Origin of the sequence: Rubinisphaera italica, assembly GCF_007859715.1 — a bacterium.
Classification (GTDB): domain Bacteria; phylum Planctomycetota; class Planctomycetia; order Planctomycetales; family Planctomycetaceae; genus Rubinisphaera; species Rubinisphaera italica.
Map to the genome: position 1 here is coordinate 1,779,138 of NZ_SJPG01000001.1, position 23,359 is coordinate 1,802,496.

General features: G+C 48.5%; 23 protein-coding genes. 10 read left to right on the plus strand and 13 right to left on the minus strand.

Annotated features, from left to right (window positions below):
* Positions 1-159: 159 nt before the first annotated feature.
* The 6 genes from Pan54_RS06540 to Pan54_RS06565 form a co-directional block, all read right to left on the minus strand.
* Entirely contained in the window at positions 160-993 is an 834-nt protein-coding gene (locus Pan54_RS06540; protein ID WP_146502738.1) for a DUF1583 domain-containing protein, read from the minus strand.
* 36 nt (positions 994-1,029) lie between these two features.
* The gene (locus tag Pan54_RS06545) at positions 1,030-2,049 is read right to left on the minus strand and encodes a DUF1559 domain-containing protein (RefSeq protein ID WP_165441619.1); all 1,020 of its coding nucleotides are present in this window, start codon (positions 2,047-2,049) and stop codon (positions 1,030-1,032) included.
* A complete protein-coding gene (locus Pan54_RS06550) occupies positions 2,042-5,125 on the minus strand; it encodes a WD40 repeat domain-containing protein (RefSeq protein ID WP_146502740.1) in 3,084 nt (1,027 codons plus the stop codon). Before Pan54_RS06550 ends, Pan54_RS06545 begins: the two co-directional genes overlap by 8 nt.
* Positions 5,122-6,474, minus strand: a complete 1,353-nt coding sequence (locus tag Pan54_RS06555; protein ID WP_146502741.1) for a FecR family protein — start codon at positions 6,472-6,474, stop codon at positions 5,122-5,124. The genes Pan54_RS06550 and Pan54_RS06555 overlap by 4 nt, the downstream gene beginning before the upstream one ends.
* Positions 6,471-7,016: a sigma-70 family RNA polymerase sigma factor gene (locus tag Pan54_RS06560; protein ID WP_146502742.1), complete on the minus strand. Its 546-nt coding sequence runs from the start codon at positions 7,014-7,016 to the stop codon at positions 6,471-6,473. Before Pan54_RS06560 ends, Pan54_RS06555 begins: the two co-directional genes overlap by 4 nt.
* Before the next feature lie 228 nt (positions 7,017-7,244).
* Entirely contained in the window at positions 7,245-7,586 is a 342-nt protein-coding gene (locus Pan54_RS06565; protein WP_146502743.1) for a hypothetical protein, read from the minus strand.
* Positions 7,587-7,915: 329 nt separating this feature from the next.
* On the opposite strand from Pan54_RS06565, the gene Pan54_RS06570 reads away from it, so the two are divergent.
* The 10 genes from Pan54_RS06570 (at position 7,916) to Pan54_RS06615 (ending at position 14,926) form a co-directional block, all read left to right on the plus strand.
* Positions 7,916-8,245 carry an ArsR/SmtB family transcription factor gene (locus tag Pan54_RS06570; RefSeq protein ID WP_146502744.1) on the plus strand — a complete coding sequence of 110 codons (330 nt, stop codon included), beginning with the start codon at positions 7,916-7,918 and terminating at the stop codon, positions 8,243-8,245.
* 72 nt (positions 8,246-8,317) lie between these two features.
* Entirely contained in the window at positions 8,318-8,692 is a 375-nt protein-coding gene (gene arsD, locus Pan54_RS06575) for an arsenite efflux transporter metallochaperone ArsD (RefSeq protein ID WP_146502745.1), read from the plus strand.
* A gap of 9 nt (positions 8,693-8,701) precedes the next feature.
* On the plus strand, positions 8,702-10,498 hold the full coding sequence (gene arsA / locus Pan54_RS06580) for an arsenical pump-driving ATPase (protein ID WP_146502746.1): 1,797 nt from the start codon (positions 8,702-8,704) through the stop codon (positions 10,496-10,498).
* Positions 10,499-10,501: 3 nt separating this feature from the next.
* Positions 10,502-10,936: an arsenate reductase ArsC gene (locus Pan54_RS06585; RefSeq protein ID WP_146502747.1), complete on the plus strand. Its 435-nt coding sequence runs from the start codon at positions 10,502-10,504 to the stop codon at positions 10,934-10,936.
* Positions 10,937-11,411: 475 nt separating this feature from the next.
* Positions 11,412-11,684 (plus strand): hypothetical protein, encoded by a 273-nt coding sequence (locus Pan54_RS06590; protein ID WP_146502748.1) that lies wholly within the window; start codon positions 11,412-11,414, stop codon positions 11,682-11,684.
* Between the two features lie 89 nt (positions 11,685-11,773).
* Positions 11,774-12,328: a DUF1559 family PulG-like putative transporter gene (locus tag Pan54_RS06595; RefSeq protein WP_146502749.1), complete on the plus strand. Its 555-nt coding sequence runs from the start codon at positions 11,774-11,776 to the stop codon at positions 12,326-12,328.
* A gap of 420 nt (positions 12,329-12,748) precedes the next feature.
* Entirely contained in the window at positions 12,749-13,564 is an 816-nt protein-coding gene (locus tag Pan54_RS06600) for a glycerophosphodiester phosphodiesterase (RefSeq protein ID WP_146502750.1), read from the plus strand.
* Positions 13,561-13,872, plus strand: a complete 312-nt coding sequence (locus Pan54_RS06605) for a cupin domain-containing protein (RefSeq protein WP_146502751.1) — start codon at positions 13,561-13,563, stop codon at positions 13,870-13,872. Before Pan54_RS06600 ends, Pan54_RS06605 begins: the two co-directional genes overlap by 4 nt.
* Positions 13,873-13,908: 36 nt before the next feature.
* Positions 13,909-14,397: a cupin domain-containing protein gene (locus Pan54_RS06610; protein ID WP_146502752.1), complete on the plus strand. Its 489-nt coding sequence runs from the start codon at positions 13,909-13,911 to the stop codon at positions 14,395-14,397.
* A gap of 13 nt (positions 14,398-14,410) precedes the next feature.
* Positions 14,411-14,926 (plus strand): hypothetical protein, encoded by a 516-nt coding sequence (locus Pan54_RS06615; RefSeq protein ID WP_146502753.1) that lies wholly within the window; start codon positions 14,411-14,413, stop codon positions 14,924-14,926.
* 413 nt (positions 14,927-15,339) lie between these two features.
* Here the strand turns inward: Pan54_RS06615 and Pan54_RS06620 are convergent, their stop codons facing one another.
* From Pan54_RS06620 to Pan54_RS06650, 7 genes are all read right to left on the minus strand, one after another.
* Positions 15,340-16,311 carry a sugar phosphate isomerase/epimerase family protein gene (locus Pan54_RS06620; RefSeq protein WP_146502754.1) on the minus strand — a complete coding sequence of 324 codons (972 nt, stop codon included), beginning with the start codon at positions 16,309-16,311 and terminating at the stop codon, positions 15,340-15,342.
* A gap of 284 nt (positions 16,312-16,595) precedes the next feature.
* A complete protein-coding gene (locus Pan54_RS06625; protein WP_146502755.1) occupies positions 16,596-18,593 on the minus strand; it encodes a sulfatase in 1,998 nt (665 codons plus the stop codon).
* A 107-nt stretch (positions 18,594-18,700) separates the two neighbouring features.
* The gene (locus tag Pan54_RS06630; protein WP_146502756.1) at positions 18,701-18,892 is read right to left on the minus strand and encodes a hypothetical protein; all 192 of its coding nucleotides are present in this window, start codon (positions 18,890-18,892) and stop codon (positions 18,701-18,703) included.
* Between the two features lie 116 nt (positions 18,893-19,008).
* Complete coding sequence (locus tag Pan54_RS06635) at positions 19,009-20,358, minus strand: hypothetical protein (RefSeq protein WP_146502757.1); 1,350 nt, start codon at positions 20,356-20,358, stop codon at positions 19,009-19,011.
* A 70-nt stretch (positions 20,359-20,428) separates the two neighbouring features.
* Positions 20,429-21,706 carry an L-rhamnose isomerase gene (locus Pan54_RS06640; protein WP_146502758.1) on the minus strand — a complete coding sequence of 426 codons (1,278 nt, stop codon included), beginning with the start codon at positions 21,704-21,706 and terminating at the stop codon, positions 20,429-20,431.
* A 64-nt stretch (positions 21,707-21,770) separates the two neighbouring features.
* Positions 21,771-22,154, minus strand: a complete 384-nt coding sequence (locus Pan54_RS06645; protein ID WP_146502759.1) for a hypothetical protein — start codon at positions 22,152-22,154, stop codon at positions 21,771-21,773.
* Positions 22,155-22,277: 123 nt separating this feature from the next.
* On the minus strand, positions 22,278-23,261 hold the full coding sequence (locus tag Pan54_RS06650; protein ID WP_165441620.1) for a DUF1559 domain-containing protein: 984 nt from the start codon (positions 23,259-23,261) through the stop codon (positions 22,278-22,280).
* Positions 23,262-23,359: the final 98 nt, after the last annotated feature.

Sequence of the window (23,359 nt, forward strand, 5' to 3'; positions counted from 1 at the left end):
AGGCTGCTTGACCGGCCATTCCATGAATTTCGCCAGCTATTGATGAGCCAACTATCTTTTTCTTTCAATAAGCAAAATCCTCAATGACGAAGTTTCCAACCGTAAGCTGGTAAGTTCAGACGTATCGTTGACTTGAACTTGTGTCTAAATATCATCGGTCTAAGTATATCGTCTCCAGGCCCAGATTCCCGAGATACAACCAACGAGCAATGCAATGAGAGACTGCCACAGCCAGCGATAGGAGGTCGGCTCTGCTGGAGGGAGGTATCTCGGTCGATAGAGCCGGGAAGTACGTGCCTGTTCAGAAGGAAGATGTGGCAATTCATCGGCTTCAATGTCGATCCGGTGCAGTTGGATTGTTGCTGCCGACTGTACATCGCTCTGTTCAAGCCCCATTCGAACGAGCGTCACATCAGAATCACTGACGGGAAGTGTGGCCAGTTCATGAAATTCGGTCAGTAAATCATCAGCTGCAGAATAAATGATTTCATCGTTGATTCGCTGGATTTGTAACCTGCCATCCATTACAGATTTACTGGGAACATCAAAAAGCTTAGCGGTCGGAGTGCGTTTGCCGTCGTCAACTCGTGCAGCGAATACACCATAGACATCTCTTCCATCGGGACGCAAACGCCGATTGATCGAGGCGGCTGGGTCGTCTGTTGTCCCCATCGATACGTAAATTGTTGGGCCACTTCCGTAACCACTTTTGGGCTGAGTCCAGTTCGTTATCGAATAATCGATAGAGATTTTGAAGTCTCCCTGGATAAGAAACCGAGGAGAAAATCCAACCATTTTGACGTTGTAACCAGCTGGTGCGGTGATTTTTAATCCTTTTTCCGTTGGACTGAGAAGATTAACGGCTCCGGGCCCAATCGGGACCAGGGAAAGATTATCAAAATGTCCGTTATGGAAATCCCAGGAATAACTGTTGGCCCACAGCGACGATGAAGACATGACAAGAACGCTTGCCAGAAGAAGTCGTGTGAACATGAGATTGTGCCTTTTGTGATCTTGCAAGCAATGAAATTAAAAATCCGCAAGGACTTCCTCGCCGTGAATTGTTCCAAGTCCCTGCCAAATCGACGAATCGATATTTTCGTTAAAGAAACGGACACCTCCATCCCCAAGCAGGGCGTTGACTCCACTGGAGTGACGACTCGAGGCAGCCATGCCGACTCCATCCCAGGTGAACCCATTTTTGCAACTCACACTGTTCGGATTCACTAGATGGTTATAACGGGTCCAGTTAAAGTTGCCCTCCAGCCAATTCTGTCCGGCATCAACATTCTGAGGATAGGCGGCACTCGTTTCAGGAGAGAGGCTTTGACAAAACTTTTGAAATGTCTCTTCACTCCAGATGCCAGCAATGTTGTAGATATCGGACGATGAATCATAGACATCATGATTCATCGTCCCTTTGCAGCGTTCGCTGAACATCACGGTGTTAGAAAGTCCGTCAGAAACCATGCCGAAGCGAACGCTACTGTTTTGGCCGAACATACCATTCCCATTTCTACCGTGCCAGCCTCCACCGTTGCAGGAGCGATAATTATTATGTCCCCACATCACTCCCACGAGACGATCGATATCGGAAGGACATATAAATGTGCTGATGACGGTAATCGCTGCTGCCCCATTTACTGCACTGAGACCACCGCTCGCTATGCAGTCGGGTTCTGTTATGCCCGAATTGATATAGGGGTGAAAGGGGGCAACGTTAAAATCGATCAGGTCATAAACGTTAGCCTGTTCCAGATATGGGAGAAACTGAGAGTGAGCTGAATATCGTCTGTCATTCAATGTCCCAAGCGAGGAAACAATGCCATCGTTGTCGGATCCACAACCGAAGGGCAGTACATTGTGCACTTCATGATAGCTGTTCAACGCAATACCAATTTGCTTGAGATTGTTTGCACAGCTCATCCTTCGTGCTGTTTCTCGAACCTTTTGAACCGCAGGCAGCAACAATGCGATCAGCAAACCAATCACAGACAATGTGACCAGCAGTTCTATAATTGTAAAAGCCCGGTGACGTTTCTTATTCACCTGCGATGCTCCAGACATAAACTCGCCCCTCTTTCGTGGCGGCAATAACTCGGTGACCATCAGGGGAGACATTCAAATCGTCTACTGATTGAGTCGGTACACTGAATTCAGCCAAACGATTCAGTGACATGGCTTCATCGATAAAGATACCGTTTCCAAAACGTTTACTGATCAAGAGTTGGCCATCATTGATCAGGTTAGGATTGTAGACACCATTTTGACGCGTTAAATCTTGCAAACACTTCCCTGTGGAAACATTCCAGCGGCAAGTCTGACCATCCGCTCCGCAGGAAATGATTTCCGTTCCGCTGGCATTAAAGCACGCACCAGTCACATTCACTCGATGCCCGTTGAATTTCCTCAGCAACTTTCCGGTTGAACTGTCCCACAGCTGAAGATCAGCCGGATATTTCCAGCCACGTTCATCAAACGTACTCGTCAGTATTTGCTGACCATCTGGCGAAAAAGTAACAAAGCGAACGGAGTTCTCGTGAGGAATGGTCAGCGTGTTTTTTCTCGTCGCAAAGTCCCAGATTTTGACCGTCTTATCGTCAGAGCCCGAGGCGACCCTGTTTCCATCACGAGTGAAGGCGAGGCACCAGGTGCGTGCCTTGTGTCCATAACGTTTTTCAATTCTTCGCATCTGATCCAGATCCCAGAATACCACTCCAGATCCAAAGCCGACCGTTACGGCTCGGTTCCCAGTTGGCGATAATGCCCCACCAGCAATGCCTTCTCCATCATTTTCAATAGACGCAATTAACTTTGTCTGATCAACATCCCAAACGCAAAGCTGTTGATCGTGTCCCCCGGTCACCGCTTTGAGCCCTCTTGAGTCCAGTGCCGCAAAACGAACCTGTCCCTCGTGTCCGGGCAGCATAAATGGAGGATCCGGGCTTTGCCAATATCTCTCAACATCACCAGTAAGTGTGGCTGCCAGGAGCGAAGTTCCGTCTTCCGCAAATTCCAGATCAGCGACGGGTTGACCCAGGGAGACGACTGACAATTCGCGGAAGTTGGTGAGATCGAATGTTTGCAGATATCCAGTTGCAGTCCCTACTGCCAGGACTTTTTGGTTGGGGCTGAATGCAACTGATGTGATGCCCAAATCGGGAAAACACTCATTTGAAGTCTCTATTGGAGCATGCATGGGAATGCCTTTAAATTGCACCATATTCTCTTTTACAGTCCCATTCCAGACAGATTTTCCCACTTTCATATCCCAAAGAATAAAGTGCCCACTCCGATCGCCGCTGACAAGCCAGCGGTCGTAGGGACTGAATTCTACAATTTGTACTGCATGCTTGTGTTCATTCAGGATGAACTGTTTTTCACGATTGGCGACATCCCATACAATGACCGATTGATCCTCACTTGCGGTGACCGCTCGTAGAGAGTTCGATGAGAAATCGATCGACCAGATTCGACCTGTCTGCTCTCGACGAGTGAACTTTTCATCGGTGTGAGTCAGATCAAACCAGATTGCTTGTCCATTTTCGTCCCCGACCAGCAATGTCTGACGATCGGGCGTCTCCGCCATCGCGGTAATGGCCGAGTCGGAAACAGAGAACCTGGTAGGTGGCATAGACGAATTATCGTCCAGCATTTCAATCGATCCGGAACTGGTCCCGCAATACACATTCTGTTCAGAACCAGCCAATAACGTTGTGACATTAGCCGCGTCGGCTGATTCTTTGAAATTTGAGATTTTATATCGATGATCTGGCAGTCCAGTTGCCAGCTGCGTACTTCTAATATGATCCCCATCCTCCATTCTAAGAATTGTCTTTCGATCCTGACTGAAACGGGGGGCGACAAGTGGGGGCTGAGAGGGTATTTCTATAAGCCATCTTCTTTCGTCAGGATGCTCACGATCAAGCACAAACAATCCCCCTTCGGTTGTCCCTGCGATCCAATAACGGCCATTGGAATCAGATCCGAGCTTGATGACATACCCATGCTCCAGTTTTTTAAACTGACTCATTTTGGAAATATCCATCGATCTTAAGGTCAGGCTTCCATCATTTGCCGCCGTTACAAATTCCGTGGATTGCCCCGAGAATGCACCTGACATAATCAAATCGGCTTTATTCGGCAAATCAACCGGAGTGGATGTCTCAGTTTTAGCGACCGCCAGACTTTCTCCTGTCGCTGTTGACAGCAGGTGGAGACTCAAGTCCTTTTGTTGCCCCAAAACTGAGTTTTTGCTGGTTGCGAGAATTCGTAATTTTGGTGGTATTTTCAATTCACTTTCGAACTCCAGTGTATTATTAGAGAATTGATACCAGCGAAGGAGATTTTCACTGTCCCTTGCCCAAAGACGATCAGGACTGCAGAATTTTACTTCCGAAGCGAATGATGCCTCGCCATTTGTTGCCTGAGCAAGAACATTCTGGCTAGCAATATCCCAGAGCAGAAGTTGATTATCGTGCCCTAAACTAGCGAGTTGTTTGCTGTCAGGCGAGAAATCGAGCCCGCCTGCAGGCAAGCGGTGCTGCTTTAAATAAATCTTTTTCCCTTCAGGCAAAGACCGAATAATAATTGACGAATCGTTGATGCCGTAAGCCAGCAGCTGACTGTCGGGACTGATCGTCAGCGCGGTCACCCCTGAAGCTTCATAATTTTCATTCAGCAGTCGACCGCCAGGAATATCCCAAACCTGCAATAATTGTCCCTCTTCATTGACTGTTCGACTGATGACGACAAATCGACCATCAGCGGAAACGCAAAGATGTTGAATCATAGGAGCGTTATAGGCAACCGCATCACGTTGCCCATTATAGTGCCCACTGCCAATCGAGCCTGATAGCGAATCTTTAGCAACTTGCACTGGCACGTATTCTGGATTGCTTACAGGTGAATTTGCCTGAGTTGTTTCTGGTTTTGACTTCTTAGCTGGTCCTTCACCTGGCACTGTTGGATTCGTGCTTACATCCTGTGTATTGACTGCAGCTTTTGATAAAACGGGCGGCTCTTTATTTTCGTTTACTGCATGATCACATCCCGGCAACATCAATATGGTCAGGCTCAATGTCAGGAGAAATCGATGGGAGCGAAAATGTTTTAATGCAGTCATCTGGCGTTCTTTCCATTAAGAAATTCATTGGACTCGTTGACCTTCGATTGACCGCTTCGTTCAACCCCAATGTGATTGATCATGAAAATCTTGGACTCACTTTCTCCGCGGAAAACAATCTGAGTAGGAATTCGCCCGAGTGACTCGGGAGCCGTTTTTTCCATCTGCAATTGAAACTCCGAGAGCGGAATACTAATCGTCTGCCATTGTCCAGTAGACGACTCCCAGAGAATGGGATTGGCATAGCAGTAAGTGAAATGCGGGTCCACTTCGTCATAGGTTTTGACATAGAGAGAAATATGGAACCAGCCAGGTGGTTCTAACAGGAATGTCAGGTGCAATACGGAGTCGTCATGCCATGTGAATAATCCTGACTCTGACTTCTGGGAACTGATTTGAAATGCTGATGTTCGATCCTGGCTATCCGAAACAGCTGCGACTGCACTTTCCTCTTCAACTGAGCGTCCGGTCCAACCTGAAGGCAGGCCATTCTTGAAATCAACTGACCACTCTGACTTGGCCACAGGATATTTTACTATTTTCATTGGAGATGCTTTTGACACGGGAAGAAATTCTCCTGCAGAAACAGCTGTAGAGGAATTATCGAAGTATCGGATGACCTCGACTTTCCCCTCGGAAACAGCGACCTGGCTTTGTTCTGGTAATGAGAGCAATTCCAGCTCCGTTCCAATGACTCGGACTTGAGCATTTGACGTGTGAAATATCCAAGGATATCCAGTTTGCTGAGGTGTGACTTTGGCGTACAAACTTCCTCGCGAAATGTTGATTTCAGATTCGGAGGAAGAAGGCAAAATAAGTTCAGAGAGTGACCGTAATTGAAGCTCCGTCTGATCCGGTAATCTCAATTTGGCAGTACTCACTCTTTCTGTCTGAATTCGATCTCCTGGTTGCAACATGACAGGATTGCGAACAAGGTCGTCTGGAAGAATCCAGATCTTATCCTGCTGGCCACGAATGATACTCACCCGTCCTGAAGCACTGACGATTTGTGCTGGTTCTTCATTAATAGGAGATTGCCATCCCAGCCAAACCAGAGTTATTGCAAGAACCGACATTGCAACAAAACCAATCGTCCAGCTGGCCCGACTTTGTTGTACTGGATTGGCTCTGACAACTTTCTCTTTGGATTGAATAATCGAATCAGACTTGAAAGAGAGATGCCAGTTTAACTGGGTGTGCATCTGACAAAATAAAACATATTGGCGGCGAAATTCAGGTTCGCTCTGCAGGAGTTCTGTGAACCGTGCTGCCTGCTTATTTGAAATTGATTCTTCCACCATTGCATTAATGAGAATCGACCATTCCTCTGGTTGTTCGAGCCTGCTCATGAACGGACCTCGCTCGCAAGGGTTCGCTCAATACACAATCGCAATGCTTCTCGGATTCTTCGTAAAGATTCCGACACCGCATTCGCAGTTTTCCCCATCTCTGCAGCGAGAGAGTGAACAGCCACATCAGGTTGATAGCGTCTGGTAATTAACAGTCGTTGTTCTTCAGGTAATTTCTTCAGGCAGGTAAGTAAAGCGTCTGCCCTCTGGTCGTAATGCTTTGATTCTTCATTCGCGATATCAGCGATTTGATTTAATAAATCTGCATCAAACTGAACCTTGCTTCGATGTTGTTTCGAACGATTGGCCAGAACCTGCAACTGTGCAATCTTAAACGCCCAAGCGTAGAAGTTAGTGCCGGGTTGAAAGGTATGTCGTTTTCTCCACAAAATTACGTTGGTTTCCTGCAAGAGGTCTTCAGCATCGCTCGGTCGACCAACAAGTGCCAGAATATAAGCGTGCAGCCGAAGTTGAGCCTGAGCTATCAGCCGGACATGCTCTTCAGATTCATTATCGGAGATTTGATTTTTGTTGTTATTCATTTTGATGCTGTCACTTTATTTAATAAATAACAGCTAACCACAACATCCCACGGAAAAACGATCTGGATTCTCTTAAAAAATATAAAAACATTTTCGCTAACTTTGTATTCATAAAGCCGTGTCGTGGTAATTGTTAGCCGCTAAAGCGGTTCGGAATATCCTAATAGAGTAGGGGATTCAGCCGGTTCCTGATCGGACTTCCGACTCGTGGACGGCAGCCCTGGACACTCACGGAGAAACACTATGGGGTAGAGGCTTATTTTCAGTCAATTTGATGATCGCACGAGGATTCCGCGATCTGTATGTGATTGTGTTCTTGAATCTGCATACTCGGGAAGCGGTTGTGACCGAATCGGCTTGCAGGCCAACTATTGGATGATTCGCATGCTGCGAGATTAACTCTGCCACAAAGTGATTCTCATTCAGCTCGAAGAACGCTGCGAACGCTTTATACAGACGGTCAAATACGAGTGCTTGAACAAGTTCATCGTATTTGGGATTCAGCACCTCGATCATTTCGTTAGCGAGTTTGTGGATTAGTACTACAGGCATCGGTCGAGTTTGGTTCATGATCATCTGCTACCGGTTTGTGAAGCCCCCGAATCGTTGAACTTCCGGGAGCTTCCGCTGAAGCGGAGCGCCCCCGCCACCCCGGAAGTCCTGTTCAAGATGTTACAGGAAATCCGGTTTCCAATTGGAACAGGGTTTAGTCCAACCAGCTCCATTTACCTCTGATATATTAGTTAGCGACATCGCTTCACTAAGGTACAAACTGGAATCCTGGAGGCTGCCTGACAGAAAGTTGGAGCAGGTTTAAAAACAAAGTTGACGCGTTCGTCGGAAAGGTATAATATTAATCGTAAAACGACGATAAAGGTCATTTGTGATAAAGAGGTTTAATGTCCACTGCCAAAAAACGTCAGCGAGATTGTGATTCGCGGCCGGTCAAATTGCCGGACGATGCGAGCGCTGGTGTTTTGGCCAAGCTGGCCTGGGCGGTCGCTCATCCAGCTCGTGTACGAATTGTGCGGTTGTTGATCAGTCGGGAAGCGTGCGTGTGTGGTGAAATTGTCGCTGAACTACCGCTGGCCCAGTCAACGGTGTCCCAGCACCTGAAGATTCTGAAGGAATCAGGTCTCATTCAGGGAGAGATCGATGGACCTAAGGTTTGTTACTGCATCAATCGGGAGATGCTTTCCGAGTTGAAGCAGTTGATTGCAGCCCTGTAGCTGTTTTTTTACACCTGATAATCGTCCTTCGACGATGGACGATCTTTGGGCGACGAGGAAAGGAAAAGTGCCATGAGTACAGTTCAAATCTACGACAAAGCCATGTGCTGCTCGACAGGTATCTGCGGACCGCAGATTGATCCTGTCCTGCCCCGGTTCGCCAGTGACCTCGAATGGTTGAAGTCGAAAGGTCACTCGGTCGAGCGCTTCAATCTTGGGCAGCAGCCAGCTGAGTACGCCAACAATCCCATCGTCAAGCAGATGCTCCAATCCGCTGGAGTGGACTGCCTGCCGCTGGTCTTGGTGGATGGCCGCGTCATGAGTCGCAATGAGTATCCCTCGCGAGAAAATCTCGCATTGTGGACGGGTGCATCGTTGGGTGAGTCGATCCTGCCCGTGGTTTCTGAAAACAACGGAGACTGCTGCGGCAGCTCCGATTGCTGCTGAGGTATTGCCATGAAACATCTCGATCATCCCACTCGCGTTTTATTCTTCACCGGCAAGGGGGGCGTTGGCAAAACCACGATGGCCTGTGCCACAGCTGTGCAGCTCGCCGATCAGGGGAACCGCGTACTGCTCGTTTCCACCGATCCGGCGTCAAACCTGCATGATGTCCTGGCGACTCAGATCAGAAGTGAGCCGACGCCGATCACTGATGTGTCCAGACTGTTTGCAATGAACATTGACCCGGCGGAATCGGCTCGTGCGTATCGCGAGCGGATGGTCGAACCGTATCGTGGAGTGCTGCCGGACGCTGCGGTAGCCAGCATGGAAGAACAGTTCTCTGGTTCCTGCACGCTTGAGATTGCAGCGTTTGATGAGTTCTCTCGCTTATTGGGTGATGCTTCAGCAACGGCGGAATATGACCATGTCATCTTCGACACCGCTCCGACAGGCCACACATTGCGTTTGCTCACGCTGCCATCGGCGTGGTCTGGATTTATGGAGACCAATACGACGGGGACATCGTGCCTTGGACCACTCGCCGGGCTGCAGGCTCAGCAAAAACTTTACCAGCAGTCCGTCGCGACACTGTCCGATGGAGACAGCACAACGCTTGTTCTTGTGGCTCGTCCCGACGTGTCGGCATTGAATGAAGCGGCTCGAACCAGTCGCGAACTGCGCCAGATGGGGGTTGCGAATCAGCAGCTGATCATCAACGGCCTGTTCATTGCCACTGATCACAATGATCCGATGGCACTGGCTATGGAAGAACGCTCGGCCAAAGCTTTAAGAGAGATTCCCGACGTACTCGCCGAGTTGCCACGGACCGATGTCCCATTGACGGCAGGCAACGTCCTGGGGATCGAGTTACTGAGGCTGATCGGCTCAACCAATGCGATATCAACGACCACTTCAGAAAGTACAGTATCAGCAACGACGGCATTACCCGCTCTCGATTCATTACTAACAGAACTCGAAGCACCTGGTCACGGTGTGATTCTTTCGATGGGCAAGGGGGGCGTTGGCAAGACAACCGTCGCCGCGAGCATTGCTGTCGCATTGGCCGACCGGGGTCATGAAGTGCATCTCTCAACAACCGATCCAGCCGCCCACGTGATGGCGACGCTGGCGGCGGACTCGATGCCTCATCTGACCGTGAGCCGAATTGACCCGATTCAGGAAACGGCGGATTACAGCGCAGAAGTGATGCAAACCGCCGGGGCATCTCTCGATGACGCGGGGCGGGCATTACTCGAAGAAGACCTGCGTTCTCCCTGCACGGAAGAAATTGCAGTGTTCCGGGCGTTCGCGCGAGCAGTCGCGGAGGGAACTGAAAAATTCGTCGTTCTCGATACTGCGCCGACGGGGCACACGATTCTGTTACTCGATTCGGCGTTGGCCTATCACCGTGAAGTCACACGGCAATCGCAGCAAATGCCAGAGTCGGTCCAGAATCTCTTACCTCGATTGCGAGACCCCGAATTCACACGAGTATTGATTGTCACGCTTCCCGAAGCGACGCCGGTCCATGAAGCCACACAATTGCAATCCGATCTGCGACGGGCAGACATCGAACCGTTTGCGTGGGTCATCAACCAAAGCCTGATGCCGCTTGCGGTGACAGACCCTGTACTAAAGCAAAGGCAGGCAGGCGAATGGTCGTTCATTACGGAAGTGAAAGAAGTTCAGGCCCAACGTCTCGCTGTGATCCCGATACTTGCCGTGCCTCCTGTAGGCATCGCCCCATTACGAAAGTTGACAGCACCGGATGTGCCGAGAGCTGAATCCATTGCATCGACCAGGAATTGAATCATGTCCAAAACTAAAGTTCTCTTTCTTTGTACTGGAAACTCCTGCCGCAGTCAGATGGCCGAAGGCTGGGCCAGGTATTTGCATTGCGACAAGATCGACGCTTACTCCGCCGGCATCGAAGCCCATGGCATGAATCCCAACGCGATCAAAGTGATGGCTGAAGCAGGACTGGACATCACAGGGCAGTCTTCCAAGTTGGCAAGCACGTTGGAAGATGTGCCGCTGGATGTAGTCATCACGGTTTGCGGACACGCCGATGAGCATTGTCCTGGGTTTCTGGGAAAAGCCCGTGTTGTGCACGTCGGCTTTGATGATCCGCCAAAGCTGGCAAATACGGCAGCAAGCGAAGAAGAAGCACTGGATCATTACCGGCGTGTCCGGGATGAAATTCGAGAATTCGTTGCCAACGATTTACTCAATGTGATCTCCGTCTGAACCCGGAAGGTTAACAGGTCGCAGTCAAATCGTTTGGCCGAAATAGACACAGACCTCACCTTCCATTCTACACCCCGAACGAACCACAATGATCGCGTAAATCCATAAGTCATTATCTGGCATGGAAATATAGTGACCCGAGCCTGTGGTGGTGCCCCTTTCATATCGATCAACATGCAAGGCAGCGGACCATTTCAGGCAACGTCTGAACACAAATCCTGTTCTGAGTAGCCAGAGGTGCGAGGATCTGGTTGCGATCAAGAATAAAAATATGAAGTCGTATGGAGATTCGCGGGTTTCGAAAGAGCAGGGAACTGAAAGTCGGGACCGATTCCCTGAAGGCACCAAACGATTGAACTACCAGTCATGACCGTTCAGTCATTGAACTGGCAAATGAAACTTGAGTTGCTATTGTCATTGTATGGTTGGCACAAGAACACATTTGTTGTAACACGCCATTAATTGGATTTTTACTATGCAATGGATCTTCATTATTTTGGGATTCATCATTGGTGCATTTGGTGGTTGTGTCAGCGGTAGCCTTTTGGGCTGGCTGGTTATCCGGCTAATGGCTGGTCCTTACGCCTTGTCGAATCCTGACTTACCCGGGGGCATGGCGTGGCTGGAAATTTTCATTTTTAGCGCTGTTGGTTTCTTCATTGGAGGCGTCTATGGCGTACCGCTTGGTAAAAAACTGTACTTGGAAGGACAGTCAATGGGGCAGAATTCTGATGGCGAAGACTGCTAAATTGCCATCGGCACATTTTCTCGCTACGGGCCAGTAACTTTTTTTCAGTCAAATCGAAGACGGCACGAATAGACCGGAATCTTTATGTGATGTTGTTCCGGAATCTGCAAACTCTTGAGGCGATCGTGATCGAATCGACATACGCACCGACCAGTTATGTGACCTGCACAGCCAAAAGTGGAAGCTTTGCAGCAGGAGGATCACAATTCCAGAACAATGGTGATTCAGTACTCTTCCTGAATAGCAAAACTAAAATGCGTGACATTACTGATGGAACCTCCAATACGATGGTGGTTGCAGAGTGTAGAGTAGGCTCGCAAGTACGAACTGAAAACGCATCAGGAAATCCTCCTGTCTGTCCAGGTTCAGCTGGGTTTAATAAAAGACGTGGTTATTCCTGGTTCTTTGCTGATCGTATGCCCGCTTGGTCTTATTCAACCATAGTAGGTCCTAATACCAATATCACGGAATGCGAAAGCAGCACAGGTGGAACGGCAGTTTTAGGCTCTCGCAGTGAGCATAAAGGAGGGGTGCAGGTCTTACAGTGTGATGGAGCTGTTCGTTTCGTTTCTGAAAATATCGATCTGGGAACCTGGCGAAATCTGGGTCACAAAAGTGATGGGAATGTTCTCGGTGAATTCTAAAAGTTGCTGACTGACTCACTTCAAAGCCACTCATCCAGTATGAGTGGCTTTTTTATTCCACTTTTGGGGAATGTTAGTGGGTATGGAACATAAGATCTCCCTGCCGCCCATTCGAGAGGAGCCTAGTGAAGTAACGACCATTTCGATCGATCAGATTGAAGTCAGAAAATACGTTGGTGGATTGATCAAGTCCTTCGAGCGGAAGGTGGCTTGATCGATAAAGCAATAACTTTCGCTGGCTATTGATAGCCAACCATCTTTCGCTTCATATAAAATATTCTCGGCGTCTGAGCCATTTAACAATAGCCTGACATCTGAAATGCTGATTGAAGTCGGCAACGATCACCGACTTATCGATCCTGAGCAACTCAAGGCAATGTTGGAAGCGTGTGATCGACTGACAAAGAAAGCAAAACAATCATGACTTTTTCTCGTTCACTACTTCTACTGACTTTCTACATCGCCATTGTCTGCAATCACTCCGATGCTACCGAACAAACTCGACCGCTCATCGTCGCTCACCGTGGTCTACTCCGTCACGCACCAGAAAACACGTTGGCGAACTTCAGGGCGTGCCTCGAACTACGACTCGGCTTTGAGTTTGACGTGGAACGAACCATAGACGACCACTTGGTGTGTATCCATGACAGTACAGTGGACCGAACCACTAACGGAACCGGAAAAGTGTCTGACCTTACTCTGTTACAAATTTGTGAATTGGATGCAGGCAGTTGGTTTGATCCGAAGTTTGCCGATGAGAAAGTACCGACTGTCGAGGAAGTCCTGAAACTGGTTGCCGAGTACCGTCAGCATGAAGTGTTGATCGCTGTCGATCTGAAAGCGGGGGGCGTTGAGCAGGAAGTGGTTCAACTGGCGCAGAAGCACAATGTACTGAACCGGCTATTGTTTATCGGTCGGACAATCTCAGATCCAATTGTCAGGGAGCGACTCAAGCAGGCATCGAAAAATGCTGATTGTGCTGCAGTCGCCAATAATGCTGATGAATTTCCCAAAGCTCTTGCCGACACTAATGCTTCGTGGGTTTACTTCCGTTATCTACCCCCCAAAGAGCAATTGGATGCCGTTAGTGGTGCCGGGAAACGATCCTTCATCGCTGGGGCAAAGGTTGCTGGATATTTTCCAGAGAACTGGCAGCACTGCATTGAAGTGGGATTGAATGCGATCCTCACTGATTATCCTCTTGAGCTGAGACAAGGATTAAAAGGCAAACAATGACTCAATATCAAATCCGACAACTCGCCGACGAACTACAACCGCCTGAATCCGGCAAGCAGAGTATAGTGCTGGCTGATGACGGCAATGCAAAAGTTATAATGTTCGCTTTTGCCGCTGGCGATGGCCTCAATGAACATGTCGCTTCACTACCGGCGATCATTCAGATCATCAACGGTGAAGCCGAACTGACTGTTGGTGAGGAACTAGTCAAAGGGAAGCCGGGGACGTGGATTCAAATGAGTGCCAAGACACCGCACAGCATCAAAGCTCAGTCACAATTGGTTATGCTATTGACGTTGCTGAAATAGCACACGGATAATTCTCTACATACAAAGGCACAACCAATGACTACGAATATCACACCTACAATCCGTAAACCGAATGAAGGTCGTACCATTGCCGTCGTTGGGGATGTTTACCGTTTTATGGCGACGAGTGAAGATACAAACGGTAAATATGCCATGTGGGAAGCGATTGTGCCACCGGGGGGCGGTCCACCCCCGCATGTCCACAGTCGAGAGGAAGAGAGCTTTTATATCCTGGAAGGTGAGATCACATTCCAGATTGGTGAGGAACGTGTTGTGGCAAGAATTGGGATGTTTGCCAACATGCCTGTGGGGACGCCACATTCATTTAAGAATGAAAGCAGCCAACCAGCGAAAATGCTTATCTCTATCGCACCAGCAGGGCTGGAAAAAATGTTCTTCGAATTCGGCGTACCGCTTTCAGAAGGCTCAAACTCTGCATTGCCCCCGACAAAAGACGAGATCGAGAAGTTGCTGACCATTGCTCCAAATTATGGGATCGAAATCAGAGTGCCACACCATGAATGAGGACAGGTTCAGTATGAATTCCAAAGAAGCATTTGAAAAACTACAAATCGCAGTGCAGAACCCGCAACTTAGTCCCAGGCAAATCGCGAACCTGGCGAGTGCGGGATTCGACTTGAACGATTCGCCACAGCCACAACACCCCATCTTTATTGCGATTGCCTGCCACCATTTCAATATCGTTAACGTATTAATTGACCATGGTGTCCGATTTGATCACCGCGACCCCAGGCATCACAACGCCTCCGTGATTCAAAGGCTCCGCTCGCAACGAGACTTTCTTGAAGGGTTCGTCGAAAGTCCCGACCATAAAGAATCGCGAGCCATCATTAAACGACGACTCAAGGCGACACAGCAGGCAATCGAAAATTATAACCATCTTGTGGCTGTGGGAAAGATTGAACAAATCGAAGATGCTCCCGAACAAACAAATGCAGATCTTGCGGATCAACTCGAAGAAAAATTAAAAGATATTCCAGGAATGGGGGATGCGTTGCAGGCTCTGCTGACAAAACTCCAAAGCAAATCTTGATGTCAATACTAATGTACTACATCTGCCACAAGTTCCAGAAACGGTGCAGACAGAATTCCTTTGATATCAATGAAAGAGTTCATTTGAGGGGGGAAATTATGATTCCCCAATTGCTGGGTAATCACACTCACTCTTACTTACAGGAGGACCAGCATACTCTTACTCAGTATCGATCAACATGCACGATAACTGACCATCTCGGATCGAAATCCAAGACCGATTCCTTAATGACTTCAGACGATTGAGTATTCAGTCTCTCCAAAAATTTAAACTTCGGTCGTGGCGAGGACTGAGACAGAATATGCAATTTTGTCGTGTAAAACTGCACGGCGGGAAGCACTGAGTGCGTTACGACAAACAGCTTGTGACTTCGTCAATTAGACATAAATGTCTGAGACACCTGCTCATTTCACTCACACTCTCACCCGTCGAAAAGCTCCTCTCAACAACTCTAAACTTTTCGGAATGGCGGTGCGATAATCTTCTTTGCCTTCGAATTCAAGGGAGATGAATCCACGGTAGTTGTGTTTTTGGAGGATACTTGCGATCCGAGGGTAATCGAGATCTAACGAATACCATTGGCCACCACCATAGTAAGTCTTGGCCTGAACGAAGACTGTTTGCGGAGCGATTTTTTCGAGGCGGTCGTACGGATCATCCAGAAAGTTGCCGGTGTCGGTTGTGATTTGCAGCCAGGGGGAGTCGATCGCGTTTACGATGCGGAGGATCCCTTCGGGAGTCAGTCCCAATCCCCAGTGGTTTTCCAGAGCCATCACGATGCCGCACTTCTCAGCGGTGGGGAGGCAGGCTTCAAAAGCTTCAATCACCCAGGGAAAGGCATCTTCGTCGGTATAGCCACCAAGCGGTTTCTCGATACCCCGGTTCTTCATCAGCTCATCAAAACTACCAGACGTTCCCCAGGTGCCGGTGTTGACTCGCATGACGGGAATGCCCAGCTTGTAGGCGATTTCAAGTTGAGCAATCGTGCGGTCAATGTTCTGCTTGCGGCGGTCGCGGTCGGGAGTAACAAATCCCTGGTGCGTCGACAATCCGACGAGAGGCAATCCGAGGCGGAGTGCGTGGCGTTTGTAGCTCATCAACTTAGAATGACTGAGCAAATCATTCTGTTCGATCTGATACAGCAGCAGTTCGACACCATCGAAGCCGTATTCATCGGCAATGTCAATGCACTTGTCTATATCCCGTAGATCCGGGTTCTGAAACCGCCACAATGAATAGGTCGAGAGCACAATCGGATGCGTTTCCCTGGCACCGTCGCTCTTTTCCGTTTCTGCAGCCTGAGCCGAAGAGGCTCCCACGGCACTGGTCAGCGGAACTAGTGATAGCAAACCAGACTGGGTCAGAAATTGACGTCGAGAATTCATGGAATAGCCTCATGATGCGAGAAATGAATCGAAAATCATTCTACTTCATCTCGATCGAGGAGATAAGTATGCTGGAGGAATCTGACTGGAAATGATCCATTTCAAAAGACAGGAATCGCGCTGTCCAACGAATGTGTTGTACCCTGCAGAAGAAGATTTAAGGACAATACCGAAATGGCCAGGATTATCCATCCACTGCTCGCATTGATTGCTTCGGCGACAGAGCGGGATTAAGTCTAATATAGAGAATTAAAGATCAATGAAATTGAGACTGTCACGTTTCATTAAAAATCTGATTCGTAAATTGCTTCTCCAGTGGATTTCGTTACTTTGATGCTTGTGATTGTTATTTTTCCATTGGATTTTGAGGGGTCAAGTCGAATGGCAGTAAGCGGACTTTGAGTACTCCATTTCAAATGATAGGTATGAGGTTGGCCATCGTGGTTGACATCAAAACGAATACTGCGATCTCGATGAAACCCACCCGGTTTTCCTGCTTCTCTCCAGTAGAATTGGCCTTCTCTGGAAGAGTCGGAAGAGAATGTCAACGTGATTTCAAAGTCAGATTTCTCAACTGGTACTTGCAGTGCATAACTGAAATAGGGATCTGTTCCTGAACTCGTGACGATCAACTTTCCCTCTCTTAGTGCAAGACTGCAATCACCATCGGGTTGCCAGCCCGCAACAGGTTTATCAAGAAACTTGGCTGGCTTTTTTGCAGGAGTCCTTGCTCCGCCTTTGAGAGACGATTTCCCCTCAAGCTTCGGTTGATACTTAGAGGCATCAAACCTGGGATTCGGCAAAGGCAGGACGGCTTGTGTATCTTTCAGGAATTCGTCAATCACCAAGTCAAGCTCTTTCACCTTTTCCGGCTTCACTAAAGCCAGGTTATTCTGCTCGCCAATGTCCTCCTTGAGATCGTAAAGCTTGTATCGATGGTTTCCATTCTCGCCGTCGAAGAAAATGCGTATCAGTTTCCAGTCTTCTGAATGTACGCTGACAGCAGCGGGTAGCCATTCGGGAATTGGTGGACTGTGAGGGAAATACGTGAAGATCGCTTCGCGATCGAGATGCTTTCCTTTCAGAGCGGGAACAATACTTACACCATCGAAGTTCTGTCCCTGCTGGGGAGCAATTGAGAGCATTTCCAGCAGGGTCGGGTAATAGTCGCAACTTTGAATGATTTCCTCACTTCGGGAATCTGCTTGAATGTGTTTTGGATAAACAATAATTGCCGGGCCACGAACGCCCCCTTCGTACATTGTCGCTTTTCCGCCGCGAAGAGGGGCGTTGCTGGTCGCAGAAGTGCCATCGACTTCGTTGTACATGTTGCCGCCGTTGTCCGATGCAAAAAATATAATTGTGTGATCGGCAATCTTGAGGCGATCCAACGTATCAAGCAATGTCCCCACCGCATCATCCATGCTTTCGATCATTGCAGCATAAGTGGGGCTGCGTTGGGAATCGGTAGGATCGACATTCTTTTTGTACTGATCGATCAAATCCTGCTTGGCATCAAACGGAGCATGGACGCTGAACATCCAGTAGTTTAGAAAGAACGGTTCGTCGGTATGCTGCTCCATGAAGGCAATGGCTTCCTTCGCCATGCGGTCTTCGAGATGTTCATCGGGTATTAGCGGATCGTGATCAAAGTCTTTGAACTTCCACGGCGCGACGTAACTGCCCGCCGGGCCAGGGCCGGGATGATGAGGCACGTCAACATCGAACCCATGTTCCAGCGGCGAGTACGGTTCCGAGCCCAGGTGCCATTTGCCGAAGTGCCCTGTGGCGTATCCATTGTCCTTGAACATTTCAGCCAGTGTGTAGTATTTCTTATCGAGTCTCGTGACTGGGTTAGGAAATGTCGCTTTGTGATTAACAGGTCCTGTCGGGCTGGTTGTTGCCTGCAGAACGATTTGTGGCAAATGACAATTGGGAGCAGTGATGCCAGTTCTTGCGGGACTTAGTCCTGTCAGAATACTGGCCCGTGTTGGAGAGCAGAGTGGACTTGAAGAATAAGCACGAGTAAAAGTCATGCCGCGTTCAGCCAGTCGCTGAATGTTTGGCGTTTTGTAGAAGTTCGTCGTGCCAAACAACGTGGTGTCACTCCAGCCGAGATCATCCGCCAGAATGAAAACAACATTTGGTTTGGATGCAGCCCAGGCAGATGAAGACATCAAGACTAACAGAACGATGCAAATCAATGAAGTGAAATGCTTGTTCGAACCAGCAAATTGGTTCAGGAACTCGCTTTCATAATAGGAGAAATATTCTGATTTCATAGGGATTCGTTTTCGTTAAATAAGGTTGGGGCGATAGCAAAACAAAGGAACGGATTAAAACTGAGCAGTTTCTCAGAATGAAATGACAATCCTGCGTTTGTATGCGATCAGATCTCGATATCTTTTGCATCCACTGGTAAATCACGTCCCATCCATAATGGAGTGATCACAAACCAGACAACGGTTCCCACTAATGCCGAAATTATTACCGTTTCATGTCGGATCATCCCACTAAAGTAAAGCAGGCACGGCACGATCGTTGCAGCCAGGGCAATCCATGAGATGAGTTTGAGAAACATGATACGATTTTCTTGATTTGATTATTGTCAGTTGAATTTCTGATATTACTTGTCGGTCATACCATTTTTCTTTGTGTGAGTTTACTCAACAGAAGATAGATCACACCGCATGCGATCTAAGCAGGAATGACGGCATATGCTGCGAACAATCCCTGCCAGAAAATCAAATAGAGGCCTACCGAAACAGGAAGCAACCAGGCAATCAGCACGGCAACATGAATTCGAATCCCGCTGTGGTAGGAATATTCGTCCGTCATTCCAAAATTCTTCATAAAGTAGTAGTCGACAAAAATGACAGCTCCCATTGGGCCTAGAACCGTTCCGTAAGTCCCCACGAAACCGAGTAATTGAGCCGAGAGATTCGGGAACGCTCCTGCCAAAGTGGCGACCGCGCCTGCGATCAACGTCATCATCGTCCGGGAACTCTTGGGGATCACTCCCTGAAAGGCCAGGCCCGCTCGATAAATTGTGGGGTTTGCTGTTGTCCAGCCGGCGATCACGACACAAATAATCCCAGTCCACCCCAGCGCCTGAAATGCCAACAAGCCGGGATTTGCACTGACTTTCCCATCAGCTCCGACTGCGAGATCCGGTTGCACTTTTATCAGTGCAGCCAGCAATAAGGCTGCTGAAATCCAGGCCATGTAGTGACCGAGAAACATGCCAACCGCAGGGGCCCAACCGGAGGAATTGCTGCGAGCAAATCGGAAGATGGAAAGATCGGCCATCCCAAAGTGCATTGCTCCATTGCAAAGCCAGGCGAACGTCACAATCTGCCAGAAGCCAAATGATTGCGGACCATTCTTGTCCTGAACAAAAGCGATGGCATCCGTCCAGAATTTTCCATCCGTCAAAGCGGCGACCGATGTTGCATTCAATTGAACCAGGGAGACAATTCCACATGCAGCAAAAATCGAAATCATCCAGGGAGCAGCAATGTTGGCGACATGAGCCACCATCCCATAACCGGCAGCTGCGGTGATCGCCATCATAATTCCGACAATAAGCACCAGAGCAGTGAATGAGGGAGCACCGAATGCAAAGGTCGACTCGGGAACTTCATAGAAAATCCCGAACGGAACGCCCACTGCGCTGGCAGAAACAGTCACCATCGCTCCGGCTAAGAAGCAGAAGAGTAAACCGTTCACCACATTGTAAAACTTAACCAGTGAACCGCCGGCAATACGTTCTAACTGGTAATACAGTGTTGTTCGCTTCGCGATTGCAATCGGGGTGACCAGAAACCGCCACGTCAGCACCGCCAGAAGATTGCCCAGCAGCAACCCTGACAGGAGATCTTGTAAACTGGCCCCGGCTGCCAGAAAGAGCGGCCCAATCATAAACTCAGTCCCGGCGGCATGCTCACCAGCATACATCCCCCAGAACTTTCCAGATCCAAGTAACTCAGAATCCGGCACAGGCTCCCGTTCGAATTCACCAACAGAAGTTGAGGGCTCTTCGTTCATCAAAATTTCCAATAATTGCTTCTACTTCAAAATGGGCAATCAGTCGTGCCTATATGTCTTGTTGAGCAAATTAATGAGTGACCGATTCCTGGCTACGTAGCGAGAGGACATTTCGTTCATACTGACCAACGGTTTCCAACCATTTGGCTCCTACGGGGACATCACAGGCCTGACAGTAATAGTCCCATATCGCACTCCAGGGCATTGACTTATGCTCTTCCATTAATGCCAGACGTGCGGTGTAATTACCCTCTTTTTCCAGTGCCTGCAGTTTTTGTGTTGGCTCCAATAAAGCCACCAGCAATGCTTTGACTGTATTACGGGTTCCGATTGCCCAGGCTGCTACCCGATTGATACTTGCATCGAAGAAATCAAGCCCGATATGCACACGACTCAGATAATCACCTCGCACAATCTCGTGCATGATCGCCTGCAATTCGTCGTTGAATGTCACAACGTGATCGCTGTCCCAACGAACACCACGACTCACATGCAGCAACAATTCGGGAACATACATTAAAACTGACGAGATTTTATCGGAAATGACTTCTGTCGGGTGGAAATGACCTGCATCCATACACAGCATTTTATTCCGGGAGATCGCATAACCGAGATAGAATTCGTGAGAACCGACGACATAGCTCTCTGAGCCGATGCCAAATAATTTGCATTCGATGGCATCCAGAGTTAGTTCACGGGAAATTTCTTCTGCAAAAATCTTATCGAGGGAATCAGCCAGTCGTTCGCGTGGAGCCTTGCGGCTTGCAGGAGTATCTTTAAAGCCATCAGGCACCCAAAAATTATTAATGCAGGGATTCCCTTGAGCCTCTCCCATTGCGGCAGCAATTTTCCGGCAGGCGATTCCGTGATCGATCCAGAATTGACGGATGCCCGCATCTTGATGAGCGAGAGTGAATCCGTCGACTGCTTTGGTGTGAGAGAAGTAGCTGGGGTTGAAGTCGAGTGAGATTCTATGACTGGCAGACCAGTCCATCCAACTCTGAAAATGTTCAATCCCGATTTCATCCCGATCAATCGACCCATGAAACTCGCCATAAAAAGCATGCAGGTTTAAGCGGTGTTTTCCGGGAATCAGTGAATAAGCCAATTCCAGATCGTTCCGCAATTCTTCTGCTGTTCGTGCTCGACCGGGATAATTGCCAGTGACCGCAAGTCCGTTTCCAAGTGCGCCATCATCACGTTCAAAGCCGGCAACATCATCACCTTGCCAGCAATGCACGGAAATGGGAATGGTCTTCAGGATCTGCAATGCCTTATCGACATCCACATCGATCTCTGCATACCGTTCTTTCGCAAGTTCGTAGGCCCGACTGATATTTTCTGACATTGCGGCTAACTCTCTTGACTAAGATGTTCAGAGAACGTCCATGACGTGATTGCCGAAATCAGATTTACTTAGATTTTAGATCAAAACTGAATGTCTGAGAATCAGGAGAAACAGTAGCCGTCAGACCTGAAGTTTTCGGATCATTATATTTTTCGGGGATTCTTGAAACTCCTTCATCCACGATGTTTCCCTGATCATCTACACTCCCCGGCTCTTTTTCCCAGGAATTCACCGCGACATTATAGGTTCCTGGCTGGATCCCGGAGGAACTGGCCGCTTCTTGAATTGTGAATGAACCGCCATTAATAATGCCGACGCCTGCTGAAACACCACTTTCATTTGAAAAAACAACTGACCCAGACTCCAGAGGAGCACCTTCCAGTGTGACCGTCCCTGAAGCAGAGAGCCGACCATCACTTCCACCACCACAGCCAGAGCAGACTAACATTGACAGCAACAGGATTCCGAAAGAATTTATTGATAGTTTCTTCACGTCGTTTAACCTTAAGAGGTAAAAAGAAAAGCAGGGGACCCCAAGGGCACACCCTGCCTGATTTTGATTTGAGATCAATTAAAATTCACCTATCACCTGACCGTCTGCACGATCTCCCAGATAGCAGTACGTTGCGTAATCAATATTTTCACTCAAAAAACGAACCGAGCCATCAGCGAGAACAAACTGTGCTCCTCCATCGTGATAACTGGCATGACCAACGGCATCAGTCCACCCAACTGTTTTAGCATCTTCGCGAGCTTTAAGAAAAGTACTGTTAATCTTCAGAAAAAAGTGAGAGGTTGGTACGTTTTGGGCAAATAAAGAACCAAATTCACTGAAATGTGGCTTTGACTCCCCAAGCATCAGCGTGTTGCTGGTTCCATCGGTAAGACTGGCCATGCTGAATTTTGTCACACCCCGAGCAAACATTCCCGCAACGGCAGCATTATTGGTTTGAGGTCCGCCATTCCAACCCCCGTTGATGCCCCCGGAATTATTACGGCAAAAGGAAGGGAGACCAGCGGTACAGTCTTTGGCTTGCCCTGTATTCATTGTTCCGCCCACAGGCCGATACATTGCTCCCATCGTCGCGTAGCCGATGTCGTTGAAATTATTGCCATCAACCCTTTTGAACGTATTGGCAAATGGATTACTTGGGCAAGCTGCAGCAGAAAAGAACTTGTTTTCAAATAATGGTCGATTTGCTGCATTGCCTGTGCTTACGTTGAAGTTGATTTGGTCGTAAACGGCTGACTGTTCGATATTCGGCAGAATGAATTGAAACCAGCCATGAGCATTGCCTCTAAGCCGATTGGACTCAGTGGAATTTGGCACGCCATTATCGGTAAATGTCGATGCATAAGGGAAAACTCGAAATGTATCGTGGTAGTTATGAAGCGCCAGGCCCAACTGCTTCAAGTTGTTTTTACAGGAGCTTCGACGGGCCGCTTCTCGGGCTTGCTGAACAGCGGGTAGCAGCAAGGCAACCAGAATGGCAATGATTGCGATGACAACCAGCAGCTCAATTAACGTAAATCCTTTTAATTGACGGCGTTTCATGTGAAGATCTCCCTGAAAAATAAATAGAATGCTGACTCGAAAGAGACAGAACGAACGTCCATTGGAAGGTGGTGAATACCAACCTCTATATTTTATTG